Raw genomic sequence first — 19356 nt, forward strand, 5'->3', positions numbered from 1 at the left:
CATGACACCCCTTCGAACACCGAGCGATGGCTACTCTCCGCGCACCCCTCCCCTGCCGCGGTGCGCCGGGAATGGGACAGCGCCGCCAGGCTTGCCCTCGTCCCGCTGGGGCGGCACTTCGACGCGGTTCGCATCCCCGCGGCCATCGCCCACCTCGCCTTCGCCAGCCATGATCAGGCGGTCGTGGCTCGGAGGCTGGCGCGGCACATGCACGGCGGACCCGTCATCCACGACCCCGAGAGCCGCCGCTACTACGCCCTCGTCCCGCCCGGCACCGCGGAGGAATGGCGGGCGCCCGCCGCCCAGTGCCTCGGGGAGGGCACCTACCTTGGCGTCCCCCGCCCCGACCTCACTGAGCTGGACCAGGGAACGCTCTGCTCGTACTGGGCAGTGCCCGTTTCCCGGCCGGGCAAGCTCTGCCAGGTGTCGGACGTGCTGATGCTGGCCATGGTGGGCCGCTGCCTCGCCGACGAGGACGGCGAGGCACTGTCATGAACTCCGCCGAGAGCCGTGCGGACACGGGCGCACCGCCGGTGGACGTCGCCACGATTCGCGCCAGCGTCACCCAGGTGCTGCCGCCCGAGGTGACCCCCACCGACCGGGCCACGCTGGAGACGCTGACCGGGATGCTGCGGGGCCACATGCAGCTGCTGATCCCCGAGGTCGAGCAGGCTGCCGCGAAGCAGCCCGCCGACGACGTGCCCCGGTACGTTGCGCTCGCCTGCGTCCGCGAGGCCCGGGGCAAGCTGGACGCCCGCCCCGTACTGATGCCGTCCGACGCCGTGGCGTACGTGCGCAGGCTCGGCCGGTCGCTGCTGGCCCTGTGCGATCACTACGAGACGCTTACTGGCGTCCGCGTGTGCCTGGCCTGCGACCAGCCCATCAGGCAGGGCGAATCGACACGGCCGTACGACCAGGTCAGCCCCTCCGGCGGGGCGGCGTTCTCGGGCCGGATCCACGACCACTGCGCCAACGCCGTCCGGATCCGCTGACCGGCGGCGCCTCCCCGGCGTGAAAGGGGCCTATGGCGACCGAATCGGGACAGGGTCGCACCCACGAACCCCCGTCCCGGCTCCCCGAACCTTGGACAGGTCGAGCGGCCGGGACGGGCAAGACCCCCTTGGTCGACCGCATGAGGGTCGGCAGCCAGACGGGTTTCAGGAGAACAATGACGAAGGAGAGACTGTGCTTCACATCGTGACCAACGGCGGCGACGGGCTTCCGGGCGAACCTGCACCCCCGCCGCCCCCGCCCACCCCGGATGGCGGCCCCGGAGTCCCCAACCCGCCCAAGGCCGTCTGAGCAATGACCATCAACGCTCACCAGGAGCGCCCCGGTCGTACCGAGTTGGCGCGCGTCCTCATGTCGCGGGGCGTGCTCTCTGCCGATTGGGCCCCCTCGTTCGCGGCCGTGCCCCGCTCTTTCTTCCTCCCAGACCTCATGTGGCCCTTCGACATGGAGACGGGGCGGAGCCTTTCCGTGTCGCGTTTGGACGATGCGGACGCCTGGTTCCGGTACGCGGACGCCGACGTCCCGGTTGTCACGCAGTGGGACGACGGACAGCACTCCGGCGCCGGGCCGGGGCAGGTGTCCACCTCGTCGGCATCCATGCCGTCCGTCGTGTTCCGGATGCTGCGGGACCTGGACGTGCAGCCAGGAAACCGTGTCCTGGAAATCGGCACCGGCACCGGATGGAACGCCGCGTTGCTGGCGTACAGGCTGGGGGCTGAGAACGTCGTCACCGTGGAAGTCGACGAGGCCGTTGCGACGGAGGCCCGTACGGCGCTGCATCACTTCGAGCTTCCGGTGCGGGTCATCTACGGCGACGGGCTCAGGGGATATCCCAAAGGGGGGCCGTACGACCGGATCATTGCCACCTGCGGCTTCCGGTCCATTCCGTTCGCGTGGGTCGAGCAGAGCCGACCGGGCGCGGTCATCGTGGCCCCGTGGGGGACTCACTACAGCAACGGCGATGCCGTAGCCCGGCTGGTTGTCCCGGAGGACGGAGCCAGCGCCACGGGAGCGTTCACCGGCCCTGTGGAGTTCATGAAGGCGCGGACCCAACGGCTCTTGCCCGTCGTGCACTCCGAGTACGTCACGGACAGCGTGGCCGACCGCGAGAAGTCGTCCACGCCGATCACGGAAGGCGAGTTCATGGGGGAACGGTTCAGCCCCCAGCGGTTTGCCCTGGGGCTCCGACTCCGACATTGCGTGCACGTCGTGGCCGAAAAGCGCGACGGCGCACGGCCTGTGTGGTTCTACGGGCTTGGCGACCGGTCGTGGGCGTGCGTGGTGTTCCGTGACGGCCAGGCGGAAGCGCAGGTCTGGCAATCCGGGCCGCGCAGGCTGTGGGACGAGGTGACCGCCACGCTCGACTGGTGGCGGGCGGCCGGCAAGCCGGGGTACGAGCGGTTCGGTCTCACCGTCACCGCCGAGGGCACACAGCGAGTCTGGCTGGACGACCCCTCAGACAGCTGGGAGGTCTGAGTCGCTCAGGACCAGTCGCCACTGTTCGAGGCGATCGGGCCGAGGTCAGCCCACAAGAACGGCGAGAGATAACCCCGGGCCGAGGGCGAGGTCTCGCATACCGACCAGCCTACGGGCGACCGTCCGCCGCTCAGTCCCCCAGGTCTGGCAGGTCGAGCCGGGCCAGCCGCTCGGGGGCGGCCAAGTGCAGGTCGAGGCCCACCGAGTCGGGGACGAAGGTGTCGTCCAGGCGGGGTTGGTTAATTCCGGTGCCGTCGGGAGACGTTTCGTACGCTGTACCGCATGCGTCGAGGACGTGTACGCGGCTGGCTGACCGAGGGGGCAGGGTGGGGGATTCATGGGAACGGGCCCGGCGGATTCTGGATGCGGCGGGCCTGCCGCCCGGCGACCTCAGCGGCGTACGGCCGCTGACCGGCGGCACCTACAACACCGTAGAGGAACTCCTGCTCGCCGACGGCAGTCGGTATGTGCTGAAGGTGCCGCCCCCGGAGGCCGTGCCCGGGCTGCGGCATGAGCGGGAACTGCTCGTCTCCGAGGCGGAGTTCTACCGGGCGGCCGCCACCGTCGGCGTCGAGGCTCCGCGCGTTGTCGCCGCCGGGGCGCGTGAGCTGTTGATGACGGCATGCCCCGGCGAGGCCTGGGACGGCTCGTTCACGGATGCCGAACAGCAGGAGCTACGCGCCGAGTTGGGGCGGCAGGTGGCGCGGCTGCATCGGGTGAGCGGGCCGGGCTACGGCTATCCGTCCGGCGCCCTCGGTCCGCTCGCCGCCGACTGGCGGACCGCCTTCGCCGGCATGCTCGACGCGGTCCTCGACGACGCACGTCGCTATCGGCCGTGGCTGCCGCGATCCGTCGAGGAGACCGCCCGCACGCTTCAAGCCGCCTACTCCGCGCTCGACGCGGTCACCGTCCCTTGCCTGGTCCACTTCGACCTCTGGCAGGGCAACATCCTGGTGGACCGCTCGACCGGGACGCCCCGCATCGGCGGGCTCATCGACGGGGAGCGGATGTTCTGGGGCGACCCGGTCGCCGACTTCGTCTCCCTGGCGCTGCTGGGGGACATCGAGAAGGACGTGGCGTTCCTCTCCGGGTATCGGGAGGCCGGTGGTCTGGTCGAGTTCGACACCCCCACCCGGCTCCGGCTCGCCCTGTACCGTGCCTATCTGTACCTGATCATGCTCACGGAGACCGTGCCGCGCGCCGTCGACGGAGGGCGCCTGCAGTGGGTGCGGGAGGCCGTCGGGCCTGAGCTGGTCGCGGCGCTGGACGAGATCGCCGAGCTCAGCCGCTGAGCCGGTATCTTCCAGGTCGGACGGCGTGTCGAAGGGGGAGCCAGATGGTGGGGCGGAACAGGCGAACGGTACGTGATCTCCGTCGGGCCAACCGCTCCGTCGTCCTCCAGCGCCTTTACTTCGACGGCCCCCTCAGCCGCTTCGAACTCGGCCCGGCCACCGGGCTCAGCTCCGGCTCGGTCAGCAATGTCGTCGCCGACCTCCTCGCGGACGGAGTGCTGGAGGAGGCCGGCAACGTCGACTCCGACGGCGGACGGCCCCGCACCCTGCTGAGGGTGGCGCCCGGCAGCGGCCACATGATCGGCGTCGACGTCGGCGAGACCCGGGTGCGCGTCGAGCTGTTCGACCTCGCACTGACCGAACTCGCCCGTGCCGAAAGGCCATTGGGGCCCGAGGGGTACGAGGTCGATGTCGTCGTCGGGCACATCCGCGATGCCGTCACCGAGGTGCTCACCGCCGCCGACCTCGCCCCGGAGCGGCTGCTCGGCGTCGGGATCGGCGTCCCCGGCATCGTCGAGCACACCCCCGACCGCGGGGCCGTGGTGCACGGACAGACGATCGGCTGGGACGCGGTCGCGCTGGAGTCGCTGCTCCGGGAGCGGTGCGAACTGCCCGCGACGGTCCCGTACTTCATCGACAACGGCGCCCGGACCCTCGGCCAGGCGGAGATGTGGTTCGGGGCCGCACGCGGCGCCCGCAGCGCGATCGTTGTGCTCTTCGGCTCCGGCGTCGGCGCCTGTGTCGTCACACCCGAGGCCGAGGACGGGCGGGCGGTCGAGGGCGGGCATCTGACCGTACGGGTCGGAGGGCGCCGTTGCCGATGCGGCGCGCTCGGCTGCCTGGAGGCATACGCCGGTGCCGAGGCCCTCCTCGGCCGCTGGCGCGAGACCGGCGGGCGCCCGCCGGAGGGCGCCGGACAGGAGAGCGCCCTGACCGCCCTGGTCGCCGACCCCGATGCCCGGGACCTGCTGGAGGAGACCGCGGAGTACATCGGCGCGGGCCTGTCCGACCTGATCAACCTCTTCCAGCCCGAGCGCATCCTCATCGGCGGCTGGGCCGGACTGCGGCTCGGCCCCGCGCTGCTGCCCGACATACGCCGGCACGCGGCCGCGTACGCCCTGCGCCACCCCGCCGAGCGGGTCACGATCGACCTCGGCGGGCTCGGCCCGGACGCGGTCACCGTGGGCGCCGCGCTCCTGCCGCTCGCCGACTTCTTCACCCACGGCGGCCGCCGCGCCGCCCCGGCCCCCGAGAGCCCGCGGCCCGCGTGGCAGGCGGCGCTGCAGGAACGCGCGCCGCGCTGACGTTTCGCCGCACGGCGCCGGAGGTACTCGCGTGGGGCCTCTGGCGACGCGAGGGAAGGAGGACGCCGTGACGGACGCGAACGGCGAGCCCGTCCCGCGGGACCTGCCGGACCAGCAGGCGGGAGAGGGCGAGGACCCCTGGGACGTGGACCCCGCCCCCGAGGACGCAGCACCGGACGACGACGTCCCCGACTCCGACGAGGCGGGCACGGCCCGCAAGGGAGCCCCACGCGACGCGAACGTGCACCCGGAACACCCGGCGCCGGACGAGTCAACGGCGTGACGGCCGGGGCGGCGGCAAGCCGGCCCGCAGGAAAGAGCCCCGACCGCGACGGGGGAATCACGGTCGGGGCGACCAAGGGTGGGTACGGATGGCGGTCGCCTCTCGGCGAAAGGCTCCACAGGGCTTCAGCCGAACGATCGTCCCTGTGGGCAAAAGGTGAGGCCCGGGGACACTGTCCCATCCGTACCCACGGCTCGTTCAACGGGCAACGACACTGGGGTGTTCCACGGCCCTTGGTGATGCGTGTCACCTCACGCGCGACGGCAGGTGCCGCTCCCGGGTCCAGGCCAGCAGTTCCTCCCGCGTCCAGGTGGTGACCACCCGGTCAGCGGGCACCCCGCACTCCTCGGCCCGGGCGCAGCCGAGGACCTGCCAGTCCAGCTGGCCGGGCGCATGGGCGTCGGTGTCGATGGAGAACAGCACCCCCGCCTCCACCGCCCGCCGCAGCAGCCGCCGGGGCGGGTCCAGGCGCTCGGGCCGGCTGTTGATCTCCACGGCCGTGCCGGTCTCCGCGCAGGCGGCGAACACCTCGTCCGCGTCGAACCGCGACTCCGGCCGCCCCCGCCCGGTGATCAGCCGCCCGGTGCAGTGCCCGAGGACGTCGGAGTGCGGATCGCGTACGGCGGCCACCATGCGCCGGGTCATCGAGCGGGCGTCCATCCGCAGCTTGGAGTGGACCGAGACCACCACCACGTCCAGCCGCTCCAGCAGCTCCGGCTCCTGGTCCAGCGAGCCGTCCTCAAGGATGTCGCACTCGATGCCGGTCAGCAGCCGGAACGGCGCCCAGGTCTCGTTCAGCGCCGCCACCACGTCGAGCTGCTCGCGCAGCCGGTCGGCGGACAGCCCGCGGGCCACCGTCAGCCGGGGGGAGTGGTCGGTCAGCGCCGCCCACTCGTGCCCGAGGGCGGCCGCGGTCCGGCCCATCTCCTCGATCGGGCTACCGCCGTCCGACCAGTCGGAGTGCAGATGGCAGTCCCCGCGCAGCAGTGCCCGCAGTCCGGTGCGGTCCTCTCCGGACGGCGTCTCGGCCTGGAGCTTCTCCAGATAGTCCGGCACCTGTCCGGCCAGCGCCTCCCGCGCCACCCGCGCCGTCTTCGGGCCGACGCCGGTCAGCGCCTCCAGCGTCCCGGCCGCGGCCCGCTCCCGCAGTTCCGCCTCCGGCAGCGCCGCCAGCACCCGGGCCGCGGTGCGAAAGGCCCGTACGCGATAGGTGGGCGCGAGGGACCGCTCCAGCAGGAAGGCGATCCGCTCCAGAGCCTCGACGGGGTCCATCGCCACCTCCGACCTCCAGGGTTGCCCAGGGGCGCGAGGTCCGCACGACGGACCGGCCGCTCGCCGGGTCGGAATGGCCGGATCCGCTTTACGCTCTATTGCATGACCGAAATCGCGAGCCCGTACATCTCCCATCCACGGATCATGGTGCTCGGTGTCCAGCCGGGCACGCCGCCTTTCCGCATCGTGGAGATCGACGGCATTGTGGTCGGTGAGGCGAAAACCGTCACCGACGTCCTGTCCGCCGCCGCCGTGTTCGGCATCACCGTCCATGATCTGGACGACCCTGATGTGGTGCGCTGGGTCGGCGGCGACAAGTTCACCTGGACCAGGCACTACTAGGGGTCAGCCGACCGTCCACTTCTGGTTGGCGCCGCCCGTGCAGGACCAGATCTGCAGCCGGGTGCCGTTGGCCGAGTTGGTGCCGGTCACGTCCAGGCACTTGTCGGCCTGCGGGTTGACGATGTCGCGTGCCGCGGTGACGGTCCAGCGCTGGTTGGGGCCGCCGGTGCAGTCCCACAGCTGCACGGTGCTGCCGTCCGCGGTGCCGTTTCCGGTCACGTCCAGACACTTGCCGAGCGCCCGGATCGTGCCGTCCGAGCCGACCGCCCAGCGCTGGGCTGCGGTGCCGTTGCAGTCGTAGAGCTGCACGGGGGTGCCGTTGGCGGGGTTCGCCCCGGCGACGTCGACACACTTGCCGGCCAGGCCCCTGATCGCGCCGCCCGTGGGGGTGTCGCCCGTGGTCACGGTGACGTGGTCGACCACCATCTGCTGCGGGAAGACCGTGGAGCCGTCGGGATCGCCGGGCCAGTAGCCGCCCACCGCCAGGTTGAGGATCAGGAAGAACGGCTTGTTGAAGACCCAGGCCCGTCCTCCCAGGTCGGCCGGTGTGCGCCGCTGGTAGACGTTGCCGTCCACGGACCAGGTGAGGGAGTCGGGCGCCCAGTCGACGGCGAAGGTGTGGAAGGCGTCGGCGAAGGCCTGACCGTTCGGGAGGGAGTAGGCCGCGCCGATGCCGCCCGCGCCGAAGTAGCCGGGGCCGTGGATCGTGCCGTGGACCGTGGAGGGCTCGAAGCCCACGTTCTCCATGATGTCGATCTCGCCCGAGTCCGGCCAGTCGACCGGGGTGCCGAGCATCCAGAACGCGGGCCACATGCCCTGCCCGCGCGGCACCTTGATACGGGCCTCGATGTGCCCGTACTGCGCGGTGAACTTCCCCGCGGTGTTCAGCCGGGCCGAGGTGTACTGGCAGGTGCCGTACCAGCACTGGTAGTTGGCGGGGTTCTCGCGCCGGGCCGTGATGACCAGATGGCCCTGGCCGTCGAGGGCGGCGTTGCGGTTGCCCGCCGTGTAGTACTGCCGCTCGTGGTTGTTGACGTTGTCGCCGGTCTCGATCTGCCACTTCGAGGAGTCGACCGCCGATCCGGCGGGCCCGTCGAAGGTGTCGGAGAACGTCACGGCGGCGACGCCGGCGTCCGCTTCGTCTTCCGCCCGGGCGGGGCCGGTCGCGGCGCTCGCGACCAGGGCGGCCAACAGGGCGGCCGACAGCAGCCAGGTGCGGAGTCTGCGGGAAGAGGGCACGACTCTCCCTTCCGTCGGCGCGGTGCCGAGCGAGGTGGGGGGTGAAGGTGTCGTCTCTTGATTTAAGGATTGAGGTAAGAGACCGTCAATACTTTGGTATGGACCAGGAGTCGAGGAATCCCCGGCACCCTTCGGTCCCCGCCGAAACGTCGACTTCCTATGCTGCCCGCCATGAATCCCGCACACCTCGCGGAGATGCTCGCCGTTCTGGGTGCGGGCCTGGCCGCCGGCGCCGTCAACGTCGTCGTCGGCTCGGGGACCCTGATCTCCTTTCCGGTGCTGCTCGCGACCGGCCTGCCGCCCGTCACCGCCACCGTCTCCAACGCGCTCGGCCTGATCCCCGGTGCGGTCGGCGGAGCCGTCGGATACCGCGGGGAACTGCGCGGCCGGGGACGGCGGATCGCCCTGTGGAGCGCCGGTGCCGCGCTCGGCGCGCTCGCCGGCGCCGCACTGCTGCTGGCCCTCCCCGCCGAGGTGTTCGAGACGGTCGTCCCGGTCCTGGTGGGTCTCGCGCTCGTCCTGGTCGCCGCCCAGCCGCTGATCCGCGGACGACTGCGGCGCCGCCGCGCCCGGACGGGCCGATCCGCCCGCACCGACGGCGGCCCGCTCCTGCTCGCCGGGCTGACACTGGCGAGCGTCTACGGCGGATACTTCTCCGCCGCCCAAGGCATCATCTACGTGGCCTTGATGGGCCTGTGCCTCGACGACGAACTGCAACGCCTCAACGCCGTCAAGAACGTTCTCGTCGCCGTCGTCAACTCGGTCGCCGCGCTGTTCTTCCTCATCGCCGCCGACTTCGACTGGACGGCCGTGGCCCTGCTCGCGACCGGTTCCGCCGTTGGCGGCCAGGTCGGAGCGCGCGTGGGCCGTCGGATGAGTCCGGGAGTCCTGCGCGCTCTCATCGTGGCGGTGGGCTCCGTGGCCGTCCTCATGATGCTGCTGCGCTGACCGCGCGGGCGGCTCGGACGCCGGCCCGGTCCAGGGCACACGGTGAATCTCCCCAAGTGAGGCCGCTGTCACCCTTGGTGACGCAGTGACACCTTCGGCCTGCCATCCGATGGGTATGTGTGGGGCTGGTGTTACTCATGGTGCATCTGATGCAGATGATGCAGGTGATGTGACGACCTTCACCCTGATGTAGCCGAAAGTGATGAATTCCTTACGCAACAGGCGTGTAAGGGACTGTACTCAGGCAACCGCGACCCTTGGAGGTTTTTCGAGTGCGACCGTTCACCCTCAACTACGCCTTTCCCAGCGGGCTTACGACCATGGTGACGCCGTACAGCTTCGACGCCGCACGTCAGTTGAACGTGCTGCCCGACGGCCGCCCGGCCGTCATGGACCGGGAGCTCCTCCTCGCGGCCGGTACGACGACGTCCACCGCGGGTTCCCAGACGCACTTCGACGACTGAGGACCCGTCACCGCATGACCGTTCTGATCCTCACGTCCGAGGAAGACGTCACCGCCGACATGGTGGTGGCCAGGCTGCACACGGCGGGAGCCCCCGTGATGCGCCTGAACCCCGCCGATCTGCCCGGCAAGGCCGTCCTGTCCGCCGACTACGCGCACGGCGACTTCGACGGCCACCTCTCGGTCAACGGCCACGTGCTCAGCATGGGCGGCCTGCGCTCCGTCTGGGTGCGCAGGCCCGGCGAACCGGCGGCGCACGCGGCACACCCCTCGCCGTGGCTGACCGCCGAGACCCGGCAGGCGCTGTTCGGCATGCTGTACTCGGCTCCCGCACGGTGGATGAACCACCCCCGCGACGCGGACCGGGCCCGGCTGAAGCCCTGGCAGTTGCGGGTCGCCCACCTCAGCGGCTTCGCCGTACCGCCGACCGTGTTCACGACCTCGCCGCGCCTGGCGCGGGAGTTCGCCGAGGAACACCGGGACGTGGTGGTGAAGTCCGCCTCGGGGCCGCCGCCCGGAGAACCCGGAGTGGCCCTGCCCACGACGCTGATCGGCCCCGACACGGACTTCTCCGCCGTCGCGGCCGGTCCCGCGCTGCTCCAGCGGTACGTGCCCAAGCGCGCCGACATCCGGCTGACCTGCGTCGGCCAACAGCTCTTCGCCGCGCGGAAGGCGGCCGATCCGGGCCAGGTCGACGGACGGTACGGCGACACCGGGCACCCCTGGGAGCCGGTCGCCGTGCCCGGACGCATCGCCGCCGCGGTGCGCGAGTACGTCGCCCTCGCCTCCCTGGCGTACGCCGCCTTCGACTTCGCCGAGGACGAGGAGGGCGTCTGGTGGTTCCTGGAGTGCAACCAGGGCGGCCAGTTCGGCTTCGTCGAACTGGAGACCGGGCAGCCGATCTCCGCGGCGGTCGCGCACTGGCTGGCCCACTGCACGGCGGACCGCCGGGTCCCGGGGCGCCGCTGAGAAGCCGCTACCGCGCGTGCACCGCGCGCCCCAGCCGGCGCCCGAGCAGCAGATACCCGGCCAGCGCCCCCATGGTGTTCAGGATGACGTCGTCGATGTCGAAGGCGCGGCCGGTGACCAGGGCGCCCTGGGCGAACTCGACCAGGAGCATCACCGTCGCCGTCAGCAGCATCACCCGCACCACGCCGCGCGCCTTCGGTGCGAACACCGGGGCGAGCACCCCGAACGGGATGCCCAGCAGCAGGTTCCCGCCGATCTGCTTGACGGCGTCGCGCAGCTCGGGCTGGTCCAGGTAGGCGCGCAGGGACCGGCCCGGGCGCAGGTTGGTGTGCGCCAGGGACTCCGAGGCGGGGGAGGGTTCGAGGGTCAGCTTGGCGAGCACCACCGCGAACACCACCATCAGCGTGAACGCGCACAGCATCGCCACGAGCCGGGCCAGGAGGCGCAGCGGGGGCGTCTTGTCGGGCTCGGCCGCCGGCGCGGACCTGCGGATGCGTGGGCGGCGCACCCAGGTGCGGGAACGTAAGGCTGCACGGGCCATGCGGTCCTCCAGTCTTCAACTTCCCTACATGGCAAGGCGGTTACCCGCTGGGCCGCCGAGGATGCCGCCGCGCCGTTTCTTCAGGCGCTGCCGGGGCACTCCGGGCGGAGACCCGCGCGCCGCCACGCCCCTCGCCGGGCACGGTGTTTGGATGGCGCGGAAAGCGGCGCAAACGGACATCTCGCCGCGCCGACGAGGGAGGTGGCGCATGAGGCGCAGAACGGTGCTCGCCCTGGCCGAGTTCCTCATCTGGTGGGCCGCGCTCCTCGCACTGTGGCTGGTTCTCGTCAGCGCGGTGGACACCCTGGAACTCGCGGTCGGCGCCGGTGCCGCCGGCCTCGGCGCCCTCGCCGCGACCGCCGCCCGACGGGCGGTGACCGCGCCGTGAACGGCTGGCTGCTCACGGCGGGCGTGGTCCTCGCCGCAGGCGGGGCGGCCGCCCTGCTCGGGGTGGCCACCGGACCGCTGCGGCGTCGCGTCGTGGCGCAGAACCTCCTGACCGCCCTCGCCTGCCCGGGCCTGCTGCTCCTCGCCCAGGCCTACGACCGCCCGTCCTACGTCGATGTCGCCCTCGTCCTCGCCCTGCTCGGCCCCGTCGGCACCCTCGTCTTCGCCCGGCTGCTCGCCGACGAACTGGCCGCGGACCCGCCGCGCGCCCGCACCCTGACCTGGGCGGCCGCGGGGCTCGGCGCGGCCGTGGTGGTGGTGCTGTGCGCGGCCGTAGGACCGAGCAGGGCGATGGTGAAACTCCTGGTCACCGGGGCGCTGCTGATCGTCGGCAATGTCATCGCCTCGCACGCCCTGTCCGGCGGGTTCCCGGGGGAGTCGCGATGATCGTCGTGGCGCTGCTCCTGGTCGCCGCTTGCGCGACCACGGCGGTCCTGGTCCGCGACCCCGTCCACCAGGCCCTCGTCCTCGCCGTCCTCGGCACCGTGCTCGCAGTGCTGTTCACCGTCCTCCAGGCGCCCGACGTCGCGCTCTCCCAGCTCGCGGTGGGCTCCGCCCTCACCCCGCTGCTGATGCTCCTCGCCGTCCGCAAGGTCAAACGCCCCCGCCGGCACAAGGGAGACGAACGGTGAACCGGCGCACCCGGCTGTGGCTCGTCGCCGTCGGCGGCGCGGGACTCGCCGCGCTGCTCGTCGCCGCCTGCCTGGAACTGCCCGACTTCGGCGGCGACCGCCACCCCTACGGCGACCGCGCCGTGCACGAGTCCCTCGCCCGGCACACCGCCAACACCATCGCCTCCGTCAACTTCGACCAGCGCGCCCTCGACACCCTCGGCGAGATCAGCATCCTGTTCGCCGCCGTCGTCGGCTGTGTCGTCCTGCTGCGCCAGACCCGCGACGAACACCGGGCGAGGCCCCGACCCGCCGACGTGGCCCGCCCGGTCCGCCGCTACGCCCTCGCCGTCCTGCCCGTCGCCCTGCTCACAGGCCTCTACGTCATCGCGCACGGCCAGCTCAGCCCCGGCGGCGGCTTCCAGGGCGGCGTCGCCGCCGCGACCGCCCTGCACCTGCTGTACCTGGGCGCCGACTACCGCACCCTGGAACGCATCCGCCCGGTCGGCCTGTACGAGGTCGGCGACGCGCTCGCCGTCTCCGCCTACCTCGTCACCGGCCTCGCCTGTCTGATCGGCGCCGGCTCGTTCCTCGCCAACACCCTGCTGCCGTACGGCACGTTCAACACGCTGTCCTCCGGCGGCACCGTGCCCCTGCTGAACGCGGCCGTCGGCATGGAGGTCGCCTGCGCGGTCGTGGTCCTGCTCGCCCGGTTCCTGGACCAGGCCGTCGAGATCGTGGAGGAGAACGGCACGTGATGGATGTGTTCCCCTACCTGGTCGCCGCGTGGATCTTCCTGGCCGGCTGCTACGGCCTGGCCACCAGCCGCAATCTGATCCACGCGGTCGGCTGTCTGAGCGTGTGCCAGTCCGCCACCTATGTGCTGCTGCTGGCCGTCGGCTACCGCGACGACGCCACCGCGCCCGTCTTCTCCGACATCGAGCCCGGCTCACGGCCGGTCGTCGACCCGGTCGTCCAGGCCCTCACCCTCACCGACGTCGTCGTCGGCGCCACCGTCACCGCGCTGCTCCTCGCGCTCGTGGTGCAGATCGCCAAGCGGCACGGCACCGTCGACCCCGACGAGCTCTCCGAGCTGCGCGGCTGATGGCCGACCTGCTGCCGCTGCTGATCGCGGTCCCGCTGCTGGGCGCCGCCCTGCTCGTCGCCGGGGGACGCCGGCTGCCCCGGGTGGCCGCCGAGTCACTGGGCTGCGCCGTCTCGGCCGGCACCGCCGGGCTCGCGCTGGTGCTGCTGCTGAACTCCTCACCGCCGTACGTCGAATGGGTCGGCGGCTGGACGCCCGTGGACGGCCGCAGCGTCGGCATCGTCCTGGTCGGCGACGGCCCAGGGCTCGGCATGGCCGCCCTCGCCTCCCTGCTGACGCTCGCGGCCCTGGCCTACTCCTGGCACTACTTCGACGAACCCCCGCGCCGCCACGCCGGGTCCTTCCCCGCGCTGATGCTGCTGTTCCAGGCGGGCATGTGCGGATTCGCCGTCGCGGGCGACCTGTTCAACGCCTTCGTGTGGTTCGAGCTGATGAGCGTCGTCGCCTACGCCCTCACCGGCCACCGGGTCGAGGAGGCCAGGGCCGTGCAGGGCGCCCTGACCTTCGCCGTCGTCACCTCGCTCGGCGCGTACGCCATGCTCATGGGCATCGCGCTGCTGTACGCCCGGACCGGCGAACTCGCCATGAGCCAGATCGGCCGGGGCCTGGATGCCAACGGCCCGCCCGACGCGCTGGTCCTCGCCGCCTTCGTCCTCGTCCTGACCGGGCTCCTGGTCAAGTCGGCGGCGGTCCCCTTTCATTTCTGGCTCCCCGACGCCCACGCCGTCGCCCCCACCCCCGTGTGCATGCTGCTGTCCGGCGTGATGGTCGAACTCGGCGTGTACGGCGTCTGGCGGGTGTACGGCACCGTCTTCGCCGGACCCGGTGGCGTCCCGCCCGCCGACCTGGAGCGGGTGCTGGTGACGCTCGGCGCGCTCACCGCGGTCATCGGCGCCGTCATGTGCTGGTACCAGCGGCACATCAAACGGCTGCTCGCCTACTCCACGGTCGCCCACACCGGACTCTTCCTGACCGGTATCGGCGTGCTGACCCCCGAGGCCGACGACGGCGTCGCGCTGTACGTCCTCGGCCATGCCGGAGTGAAGGCCGCCCTGTTCGCCTGCGCGGGCATCCTGCTGGACCGGTACGGCAGCGTCGACGAGCACGCGCTGCACGGACAGGCCCGTGAACTGCGCGGAGTCGCCGTGCTGTTCACCGTCGGGGCGCTCGCCCTCGCGGGACTGCCGCCCTTCGGCACCGCGCTCGGCAAGGCCCTCACCGAGGAGGCTGTGGGCGGCCCGCTCACCGTGCTGTACGTCGCGGCGACCGCGCTGACCGCCGGGGCGGTGCTGCGGGTCGCCGCGCGCGTCTTCCTCGGCCTCGGCCCCGCGCCGGGCGACGAGACCGCGTACGAGACGACCGGTTCCGGCGAACGGCCCGAGACCCGCCGTCGGCTCAGCCGCATCCCGGACACCATGACGGCGGTCCCCGCGCTGCTGCTCGCCGCCGCGCTCGCCGTCGGTGTGACCCCCGGCTTCGGCGACGTCGTCGCGCACTCCGTCAACGAGGCCGGATCGGCGGGCGCGGTGGTCGCCCCCGTGCACTGGACGGCGGCCGGTGTGCTGCTGGGCCTGGCGTCGACCCTGCTGGCCGCCGGGCTCGCCGCCGTCGCGGTGTCCCGCCCGGGGTGGCTCGCCGCACCGGGCTGGGCGGAGCCGCTCAGGCGCCTGCAGTCCGGCCACGTCGGGGACTACGTGGCCTGGCTGCTGGTGGGCGCCGTAGCGCTCGGCGCGCTCGCCCTGCCCGGTGTGCTGACCGCCTGATCACGCGGCCCGGTAGCTGACCTTCACCTCCTTGAAGCCGAGCGAGTGCAGCAGGCCCCTGAGCATGTCGGTGGTGTTGCCCTCGGCGCGCTCGGTCAGCGCGCTCTCCTTCGCCGCCTCGCCGATGTGCTTCGCGGCGAGCTTCTGCACCGCCTGCTCGCTGTTGGGGTTGCCCGAGAAGAGGTCGCCGATCCGGTCGAGCAGCCCGCGCTGCTTGGAGACGGCGTAGGAGCGGTCGGGGTCGAGCGCGGGCTCGCCGAGTGCCGCGTGCGGCAGCCGGAGCGTGGCCGACGTACGGTCGTCGTTGACCGTGACGTCCCGCTCGCCCACCTTGCCGAGGTCGACATAGGCGTCCACGGTGCCCGCCCCGACGTACAGCGTGCGGGTGCCGCGGATCGCGTCGGGCAGGTACTTGGCGTCCTTCTCCAGGTCCACCACGACCTGGAAGTTGCCCGAGGCGGCGTCGTAGCGGCTGATGTCCTGGATGGACTGCAGCAGTGCGGGGCCCGAGCGGTCGTGGGTCTCCGTGCCGAACAGGTCCTTCAGACCCGGGAGCACGCTCAGCCCGACCCCGGTGAACAGCACGGCGAGCACCAGCACGACGGCGCTCACCGCCTTCGCCCAGCCGGGGATGCGCCTGGGGAGGCGCCTGATGGGAGTCGTCATGGCGACGGCCCTCCTTCCTACTGTTCGCATGCCCCCCAAATGCCCTGTGAGACCCGGCGGTTGGCCGAATGGCGCCCCTGACGGAGGCACATGGGGCGCATTAGCGTGAGAGGCCGTCCTCACCCCTTTTCGGCCAGGAGACCCGGATGAGCGCAGACAGCACGTCCCGTCCCCTTCGCCCTATGCACCGGGTCACCTTCCCCGAGCCGGGCCCGCCCCGGCTCGGCACCCTCGCCACCGGCACCCCGGTGTGGATCGTGACCCGGCACGCCGAGGTACGTCAGGTGCTCATGGACCCCCGGTTCGACCGCGGCTCCCTGCACACGCCGGACGCGCCGCCGCTGCTCGTCGTACCGAACCTGCTCGACGACCCCGACAGTCTGCTCAACCAGGACGGACCCGCCCATCAGCGGCTGCGCGGCACCGTGCAGCGGGCGTTCACCCCGCGTGCCGTCGCAGGCTGGCGGCCCTGGGTGGCCGCTGTCGTCGAGGAGTTGCTGGACGCGTTCGCCGAGCGGCCCAGGCCGGCCGACATCGTCGACGGGTTCGCGCTGGCGCTGCCCGTGTCCGTGATCTGCCGGCTGATGGGCCTGGAGCATGTGGACCGCGACCGGATCCGCTCCTGGGCCGACCACGCTCTGTCCGGCGGCGCCCACTCCGCCGAGCAAGTGATCGCGGCGATGCGGGAGTTCGGCGCCTTCGCCGCGGAACTGGTCGACGAGCGACGGCGGAGGCCGGGGGACGACCTGGTCAGCGCGCTGGTGTCGGCGGGGGACGGACTCGGGATCGACGAACGGCAGTTGGTGTCCCTGGTGTGCGGTCTGGTCGTCGCCGGACACGAGACCACCATGACCGCCCTCGGCAACACCCTGGTCTACCTCCTCACCGAGCGGCGGGACGCCTGGCCCCGGCTCGGCCAGGACCAGGAGGCCGCCTCCACGGCGGTGGAGCAACTGCTGCGCGTCGTCCCGCTCAGCGAGGCGCGGCTGCTGCCCGGACTGATCCGCCGGGCCGTCGAGGACGTCGAGATCGGCGGGGTGAAGATCCACGCGGGCAGTGTCGTCGCCGTCCAGACGAACTCCGCGAGCCGGGACCCCGAGGTCTTCCCGCCCGGACCGCCCGACCTGTTCACGCCCCTGACCTCGCCCGGCGTGGTCTTCGGCGCCGGACCCCACCACTGCCTGGGCGCCTGGCTCGCCCGCCTGGAACTCGGCATCGCCCTGCACCGCCTGGCAGCCCGCTTCCCGCACCTGCGCGCCGAGTTCAAGGCCGAAACCATCGACTGGCGGGAGGGACAGCTCACCCGCGGCCCACGCCGACTGCCCGTGTCGTGGTGAGGCGGATCCGCTCAGTAGCATGAGGCCGGCAGCCGAATGATCATGCGAGGAGCGGATCGTGCGAGACATCGCCGTGTTCAGCGGTAGCGCCCACACCGAACTGGCGGAGGAGGTCTGCGCGCATCTGGATGTGCCGCTCAGCCCCACTCGGGTCAGCCGGTTCGCCAACGACTGTCTGGAGGTCCAGCTCCAGGCCAACTGCCGGGAGCGGGACGTCTTCCTCGTCCAGCCGCTGGTCGCCCCGGTCCAGGAACACCTCGTCGAACTGCTGCTGATGTGCGACGCGGCCCGCGGGGCGTCCGCCGGGCGGATCACCGTCGTCATGCCGCACTACTCCTACGCCCGCTCCGACAAGAAGGACGCGCCCCGCATCTCGCTCGGCGGGCGCCTGGTCGCCGACCTGATGGTCGCGGCCGGCGCGAGCCGCGTCCTCGCCATGACCCTGCACTCGCCCCAGGTGCACGGCTTCTTCTCGGTCCCCGTCGACCACCTGCACGCCCTGCGCGAACTGGCCACCCACTTCCGCCGCTACGACCTGTCCCGCACGACCGTCGTCTCGCCCGACCTCGGCAACGCCAAGGAGGCCGCCGCGTTCGCCCGGATGCTCGGCGCCCAGGTCGCCGCCGGCGCCAAGCAGCGGTTCGCGGACGACCGGGTCAGCATCAACTCCGTCATCGGCGAGGTCGCGGGCCGCGATGTCATCGTGCTGGACGACGAGATCGCCAAGGGCAGCACCGTCCTCGAACTCCTCGACCGGCTCAGGGAGTTGGGGCCGCGCTCGATCCGGGTGGCCTGTACCCACGGTCTGTTCACCTCCGGCGCCCTCAAGCGGATCGGTGAGCAGCCGGACGTACTGGAGATCGTGTGCACCAACACCGTGCCGGTGCCGGAGGAGGAGCGCACCGACAAGCTGCGGGTGCTCACCGTCGCCCCCCAGCTCGCCGAGGCCGTACGCCGCATTCACAACGGTGAGTCCGTCAGCGCCCTGTTCGACGCCCCGCAAAGCGAATAGACAGGAGGGAGCAGCCGGGTACGGCCCGGCCTCAGAGCCCAGGCTCTCACTCACGCGATGAGGAGGCCCCGCAGTGGCGAAGGCGAAGTTTCAACGGACCAAGCCGCATGTGAACATCGGCACCATCGGTCACATCGACCACGGCAAGACGACGCTCACGGCGGCCATCACCAAGGTGCTGCACGACCGGTTTCCCGACCTGAACCCGTACACGCCGTTCGACCAGATCGACAAGGCGCCCGAGGAACGGCAGCGCGGCATCACCATCTCGATCGCCCACGTCGAGTACCAGACGGAACACCGGCACTACGCCCACGTCGACTGTCCGGGACACGCCGACTACATCAAGAACATGATCACCGGCGCGGCCCAGATGGACGGCGCGATCCTCGTCGTCGCGGCGACCGACGGGCCGATGCCGCAGACCAAGGAACATGTGCTGCTGGCCCGTCAGGTGGGTGTGCCGTACATCGTCGTCGCGCTCAACAAGACCGACATGGTCGACGACGAGGAGATCCTGGAACTGGTCGAACTGGAGGTGCGCGAGCTGCTCACCGAGTACGAGTTCCCGGGCGACGACGTACCGGTGGTGAAGGTCTCCGCGCTCAGGGCGCTGGAGGGCGACGAGCAGTGGGCCCAGCCGGTGCTCGACCTGCTCGACGCGGTCGACTCGGCGGTGCCGGAACCGCAGCGGGACGTGGACAAACCGTTCCTGATGCCGATCGAGGACGTGTTCACCATCACCGGCCGGGGCACCGTCGTCACCGGCCGGATCGAGCGCGGCACACTGCACGTCAACAGCGAGGTCGAGATCATCGGCATCCACGAGCAGAAGACGAAGACGACCGTCACCGGCATCGAGATGTTCCGCAAGCTCCTCGACGAGGGCCGGGCCGGGGAGAACGTGGGCCTGCTGCTGCGCGGGGTCAAGCGGGAGGACGTCGAGCGCGGGCAGGTCGTCATCAGGCCGGGATCGGTCACCCCGCACAAGGAGTTCGAGGCGCGGGCGTACATCCTGTCCAAGGACGAGGGCGGCCGGCACACGCCGTTCTTCGACAACTACCGCCCGCAGTTCTACTTCCGCACGACCGACGTCACGGGCGTGGTGACCCTGCCGAAGGGCACCGAGATGGTGATGCCGGGCGACAACACCACCATGCACGTCCAGTTGATCCAGCCGGTCGCCATGGAGGAGGGGCTGAAGTTCGCCATCCGCGAGGGCGGCCGGACGGTCGGCGCCGGACAGGTGACCAGGATCGTCAAGTAGCCGCCGTG

At 71.7% G+C, this 19356-nt stretch carries 23 protein-coding genes; 19 read left to right on the plus strand and 4 right to left on the minus strand.

Annotated features, from left to right (window positions below; translation table 11 throughout):
- Positions 1–60 precede the first annotated feature (60 nt).
- From H4N64_RS12115 to H4N64_RS12140, 6 genes are all read left to right on the plus strand, one after another.
- Entirely contained in the window at positions 61–495 is a 435-nt protein-coding gene (locus H4N64_RS12115) for a hypothetical protein (protein WP_186282253.1), read from the plus strand.
- Positions 492–992, plus strand: a complete 501-nt coding sequence (locus H4N64_RS12120; RefSeq protein WP_186282254.1) for a DUF6415 family natural product biosynthesis protein — start codon at positions 492–494, stop codon at positions 990–992. The genes H4N64_RS12115 and H4N64_RS12120 overlap by 4 nt, the downstream gene beginning before the upstream one ends.
- Positions 993–1305: 313 nt before the next feature.
- Positions 1306–2487 (plus strand): methyltransferase domain-containing protein, encoded by a 1182-nt coding sequence (locus H4N64_RS12125; protein ID WP_186282255.1) that lies wholly within the window; start codon positions 1306–1308, stop codon positions 2485–2487.
- Positions 2488–2813: 326 nt separating this feature from the next.
- Complete coding sequence (locus H4N64_RS12130) at positions 2814–3779, plus strand: phosphotransferase (protein ID WP_186282256.1); 966 nt, start codon at positions 2814–2816, stop codon at positions 3777–3779.
- A gap of 44 nt (positions 3780–3823) precedes the next feature.
- A complete protein-coding gene (locus H4N64_RS12135; RefSeq protein ID WP_186282257.1) occupies positions 3824–5083 on the plus strand; it encodes an ROK family protein in 1260 nt (419 codons plus the stop codon).
- Between the two features lie 67 nt (positions 5084–5150).
- Positions 5151–5366 carry a hypothetical protein gene (locus H4N64_RS12140; protein WP_186282258.1) on the plus strand — a complete coding sequence of 72 codons (216 nt, stop codon included), beginning with the start codon at positions 5151–5153 and terminating at the stop codon, positions 5364–5366.
- Positions 5367–5612: 246 nt separating this feature from the next.
- Here H4N64_RS12140 and H4N64_RS12145 read toward each other — a convergent pair whose 3' ends face one another.
- Positions 5613–6638 carry a PHP domain-containing protein gene (locus H4N64_RS12145; RefSeq protein WP_186282259.1) on the minus strand — a complete coding sequence of 342 codons (1026 nt, stop codon included), beginning with the start codon at positions 6636–6638 and terminating at the stop codon, positions 5613–5615.
- A gap of 102 nt (positions 6639–6740) precedes the next feature.
- Here H4N64_RS12145 and H4N64_RS12150 point away from each other — a divergent pair, with 102 nt between their 5' ends.
- Positions 6741–6980, plus strand: a complete 240-nt coding sequence (locus H4N64_RS12150) for a hypothetical protein (protein ID WP_186282260.1) — start codon at positions 6741–6743, stop codon at positions 6978–6980.
- A gap of 3 nt (positions 6981–6983) precedes the next feature.
- Here H4N64_RS12150 and H4N64_RS12155 read toward each other — a convergent pair whose 3' ends face one another.
- A complete protein-coding gene (locus tag H4N64_RS12155; protein WP_186282261.1) occupies positions 6984–8219 on the minus strand; it encodes a lectin in 1236 nt (411 codons plus the stop codon).
- A 171-nt stretch (positions 8220–8390) separates the two neighbouring features.
- On the opposite strand from H4N64_RS12155, the gene H4N64_RS12160 reads away from it, so the two are divergent.
- The 3 genes from H4N64_RS12160 to tgmB all read left to right on the plus strand — a co-directional run bounded on the left by H4N64_RS12160 (position 8391) and on the right by tgmB (position 10599).
- Positions 8391–9167, plus strand: coding sequence for a sulfite exporter TauE/SafE family protein (locus tag H4N64_RS12160; RefSeq protein ID WP_186282262.1), 777 nt, complete (start codon positions 8391–8393; stop codon positions 9165–9167).
- Between the two features lie 272 nt (positions 9168–9439).
- Complete coding sequence (gene tgmA, locus H4N64_RS12165) at positions 9440–9631, plus strand: putative ATP-grasp-modified RiPP (RefSeq protein WP_186282263.1); 192 nt, start codon at positions 9440–9442, stop codon at positions 9629–9631.
- A gap of 14 nt (positions 9632–9645) precedes the next feature.
- A complete protein-coding gene (tgmB, locus tag H4N64_RS12170) occupies positions 9646–10599 on the plus strand; it encodes an ATP-grasp ribosomal peptide maturase (protein WP_186282264.1) in 954 nt (317 codons plus the stop codon).
- Positions 10600–10606: 7 nt separating this feature from the next.
- Here the strand turns inward: tgmB and H4N64_RS12175 are convergent, their stop codons facing one another.
- Positions 10607–11140 carry a VanZ family protein gene (locus H4N64_RS12175; RefSeq protein ID WP_186282265.1) on the minus strand — a complete coding sequence of 178 codons (534 nt, stop codon included), beginning with the start codon at positions 11138–11140 and terminating at the stop codon, positions 10607–10609.
- 208 nt (positions 11141–11348) lie between these two features.
- On the opposite strand from H4N64_RS12175, the gene H4N64_RS44980 reads away from it, so the two are divergent.
- From H4N64_RS44980 to H4N64_RS12205, 6 genes are read left to right on the plus strand one after another with little or no spacing between them, the layout of a single operon-like run.
- Positions 11349–11528, plus strand: coding sequence for a hypothetical protein (locus tag H4N64_RS44980; RefSeq protein ID WP_186282266.1), 180 nt, complete (start codon positions 11349–11351; stop codon positions 11526–11528).
- Entirely contained in the window at positions 11525–11974 is a 450-nt protein-coding gene (locus tag H4N64_RS12185) for a monovalent cation/H+ antiporter complex subunit F (protein ID WP_186282267.1), read from the plus strand. The genes H4N64_RS44980 and H4N64_RS12185 overlap by 4 nt, the downstream gene beginning before the upstream one ends.
- Positions 11971–12219, plus strand: coding sequence for a Na(+)/H(+) antiporter subunit B (locus H4N64_RS12190; RefSeq protein ID WP_186282268.1), 249 nt, complete (start codon positions 11971–11973; stop codon positions 12217–12219). The genes H4N64_RS12185 and H4N64_RS12190 overlap by 4 nt, the downstream gene beginning before the upstream one ends.
- Positions 12216–12956, plus strand: coding sequence for an MnhB domain-containing protein (locus H4N64_RS12195; protein WP_186282269.1), 741 nt, complete (start codon positions 12216–12218; stop codon positions 12954–12956). Before H4N64_RS12190 ends, H4N64_RS12195 begins: the two co-directional genes overlap by 4 nt.
- A complete protein-coding gene (locus tag H4N64_RS12200; RefSeq protein WP_186282270.1) occupies positions 12956–13303 on the plus strand; it encodes a sodium:proton antiporter in 348 nt (115 codons plus the stop codon). Before H4N64_RS12195 ends, H4N64_RS12200 begins: the two co-directional genes overlap by 1 nt.
- The gene (locus H4N64_RS12205) at positions 13303–15066 is read left to right on the plus strand and encodes a complex I subunit 5 family protein (RefSeq protein WP_186282271.1); all 1764 of its coding nucleotides are present in this window, start codon (positions 13303–13305) and stop codon (positions 15064–15066) included. Before H4N64_RS12200 ends, H4N64_RS12205 begins: the two co-directional genes overlap by 1 nt.
- Here the strand turns inward: H4N64_RS12205 and H4N64_RS12210 are convergent, their stop codons facing one another.
- Complete coding sequence (locus tag H4N64_RS12210) at positions 15067–15732, minus strand: DUF4230 domain-containing protein (protein WP_186282272.1); 666 nt, start codon at positions 15730–15732, stop codon at positions 15067–15069.
- A gap of 146 nt (positions 15733–15878) precedes the next feature.
- Between H4N64_RS12210 and H4N64_RS12215 the strand changes: the two genes are divergently transcribed.
- From H4N64_RS12215 to tuf, 3 genes are all read left to right on the plus strand, one after another.
- Complete coding sequence (locus tag H4N64_RS12215) at positions 15879–17069, plus strand: cytochrome P450 (protein WP_186282273.1); 1191 nt, start codon at positions 15879–15881, stop codon at positions 17067–17069.
- A gap of 58 nt (positions 17070–17127) precedes the next feature.
- Positions 17128–18081, plus strand: coding sequence for a ribose-phosphate diphosphokinase (locus tag H4N64_RS12220; protein ID WP_186282274.1), 954 nt, complete (start codon positions 17128–17130; stop codon positions 18079–18081).
- A 73-nt stretch (positions 18082–18154) separates the two neighbouring features.
- Complete coding sequence (tuf, locus tag H4N64_RS12225; protein WP_186282275.1) at positions 18155–19348, plus strand: elongation factor Tu; 1194 nt, start codon at positions 18155–18157, stop codon at positions 19346–19348.
- Positions 19349–19356: the final 8 nt, after the last annotated feature.

It is taken from the genome of Streptomyces cupreus, assembly GCF_014257025.1.
Taxonomy (GTDB): Bacteria; Actinomycetota; Actinomycetes; order Streptomycetales; family Streptomycetaceae; genus Streptomyces; species Streptomyces cupreus.

Excerpts from the sequence above, each read along its gene's own strand:
- H4N64_RS12120 (WP_186282254.1), top strand. The coding sequence starts at position 492 with ATGAACTCCGCCGAGAGCCGTGCGGACACGGGCGCACCGCCGGTGGAC.
- H4N64_RS12125 (WP_186282255.1), top strand. The coding sequence starts at position 1,306 with ATGACCATCAACGCTCACCAGGAGCGCCCCGGTCGTACCGAGTTGGCG.
- H4N64_RS12135 (WP_186282257.1), top strand. The coding sequence starts at position 3,824 with ATGGTGGGGCGGAACAGGCGAACGGTACGTGATCTCCGTCGGGCCAAC.
- H4N64_RS12145 (WP_186282259.1), bottom strand. The coding sequence starts at position 6,638 with ATGGACCCCGTCGAGGCTCTGGAGCGGATCGCCTTCCTGCTGGAGCGG.
- H4N64_RS12150 (WP_186282260.1), top strand. The coding sequence starts at position 6,741 with ATGACCGAAATCGCGAGCCCGTACATCTCCCATCCACGGATCATGGTG.
- H4N64_RS12160 (WP_186282262.1), top strand. The coding sequence starts at position 8,391 with ATGAATCCCGCACACCTCGCGGAGATGCTCGCCGTTCTGGGTGCGGGC.
- tgmB (WP_186282264.1), top strand. The coding sequence starts at position 9,646 with ATGACCGTTCTGATCCTCACGTCCGAGGAAGACGTCACCGCCGACATG.
- H4N64_RS12175 (WP_186282265.1), bottom strand. The coding sequence starts at position 11,140 with ATGGCCCGTGCAGCCTTACGTTCCCGCACCTGGGTGCGCCGCCCACGC.
- H4N64_RS44980 (WP_186282266.1), top strand. The coding sequence starts at position 11,349 with ATGAGGCGCAGAACGGTGCTCGCCCTGGCCGAGTTCCTCATCTGGTGG.
- H4N64_RS12190 (WP_186282268.1), top strand. The coding sequence starts at position 11,971 with ATGATCGTCGTGGCGCTGCTCCTGGTCGCCGCTTGCGCGACCACGGCG.
- H4N64_RS12200 (WP_186282270.1), top strand. The coding sequence starts at position 12,956 with ATGGATGTGTTCCCCTACCTGGTCGCCGCGTGGATCTTCCTGGCCGGC.
- H4N64_RS12205 (WP_186282271.1), top strand. The coding sequence starts at position 13,303 with ATGGCCGACCTGCTGCCGCTGCTGATCGCGGTCCCGCTGCTGGGCGCC.
- H4N64_RS12210 (WP_186282272.1), bottom strand. The coding sequence starts at position 15,732 with ATGACGACTCCCATCAGGCGCCTCCCCAGGCGCATCCCCGGCTGGGCG.
- H4N64_RS12215 (WP_186282273.1), top strand. The coding sequence starts at position 15,879 with ATGAGCGCAGACAGCACGTCCCGTCCCCTTCGCCCTATGCACCGGGTC.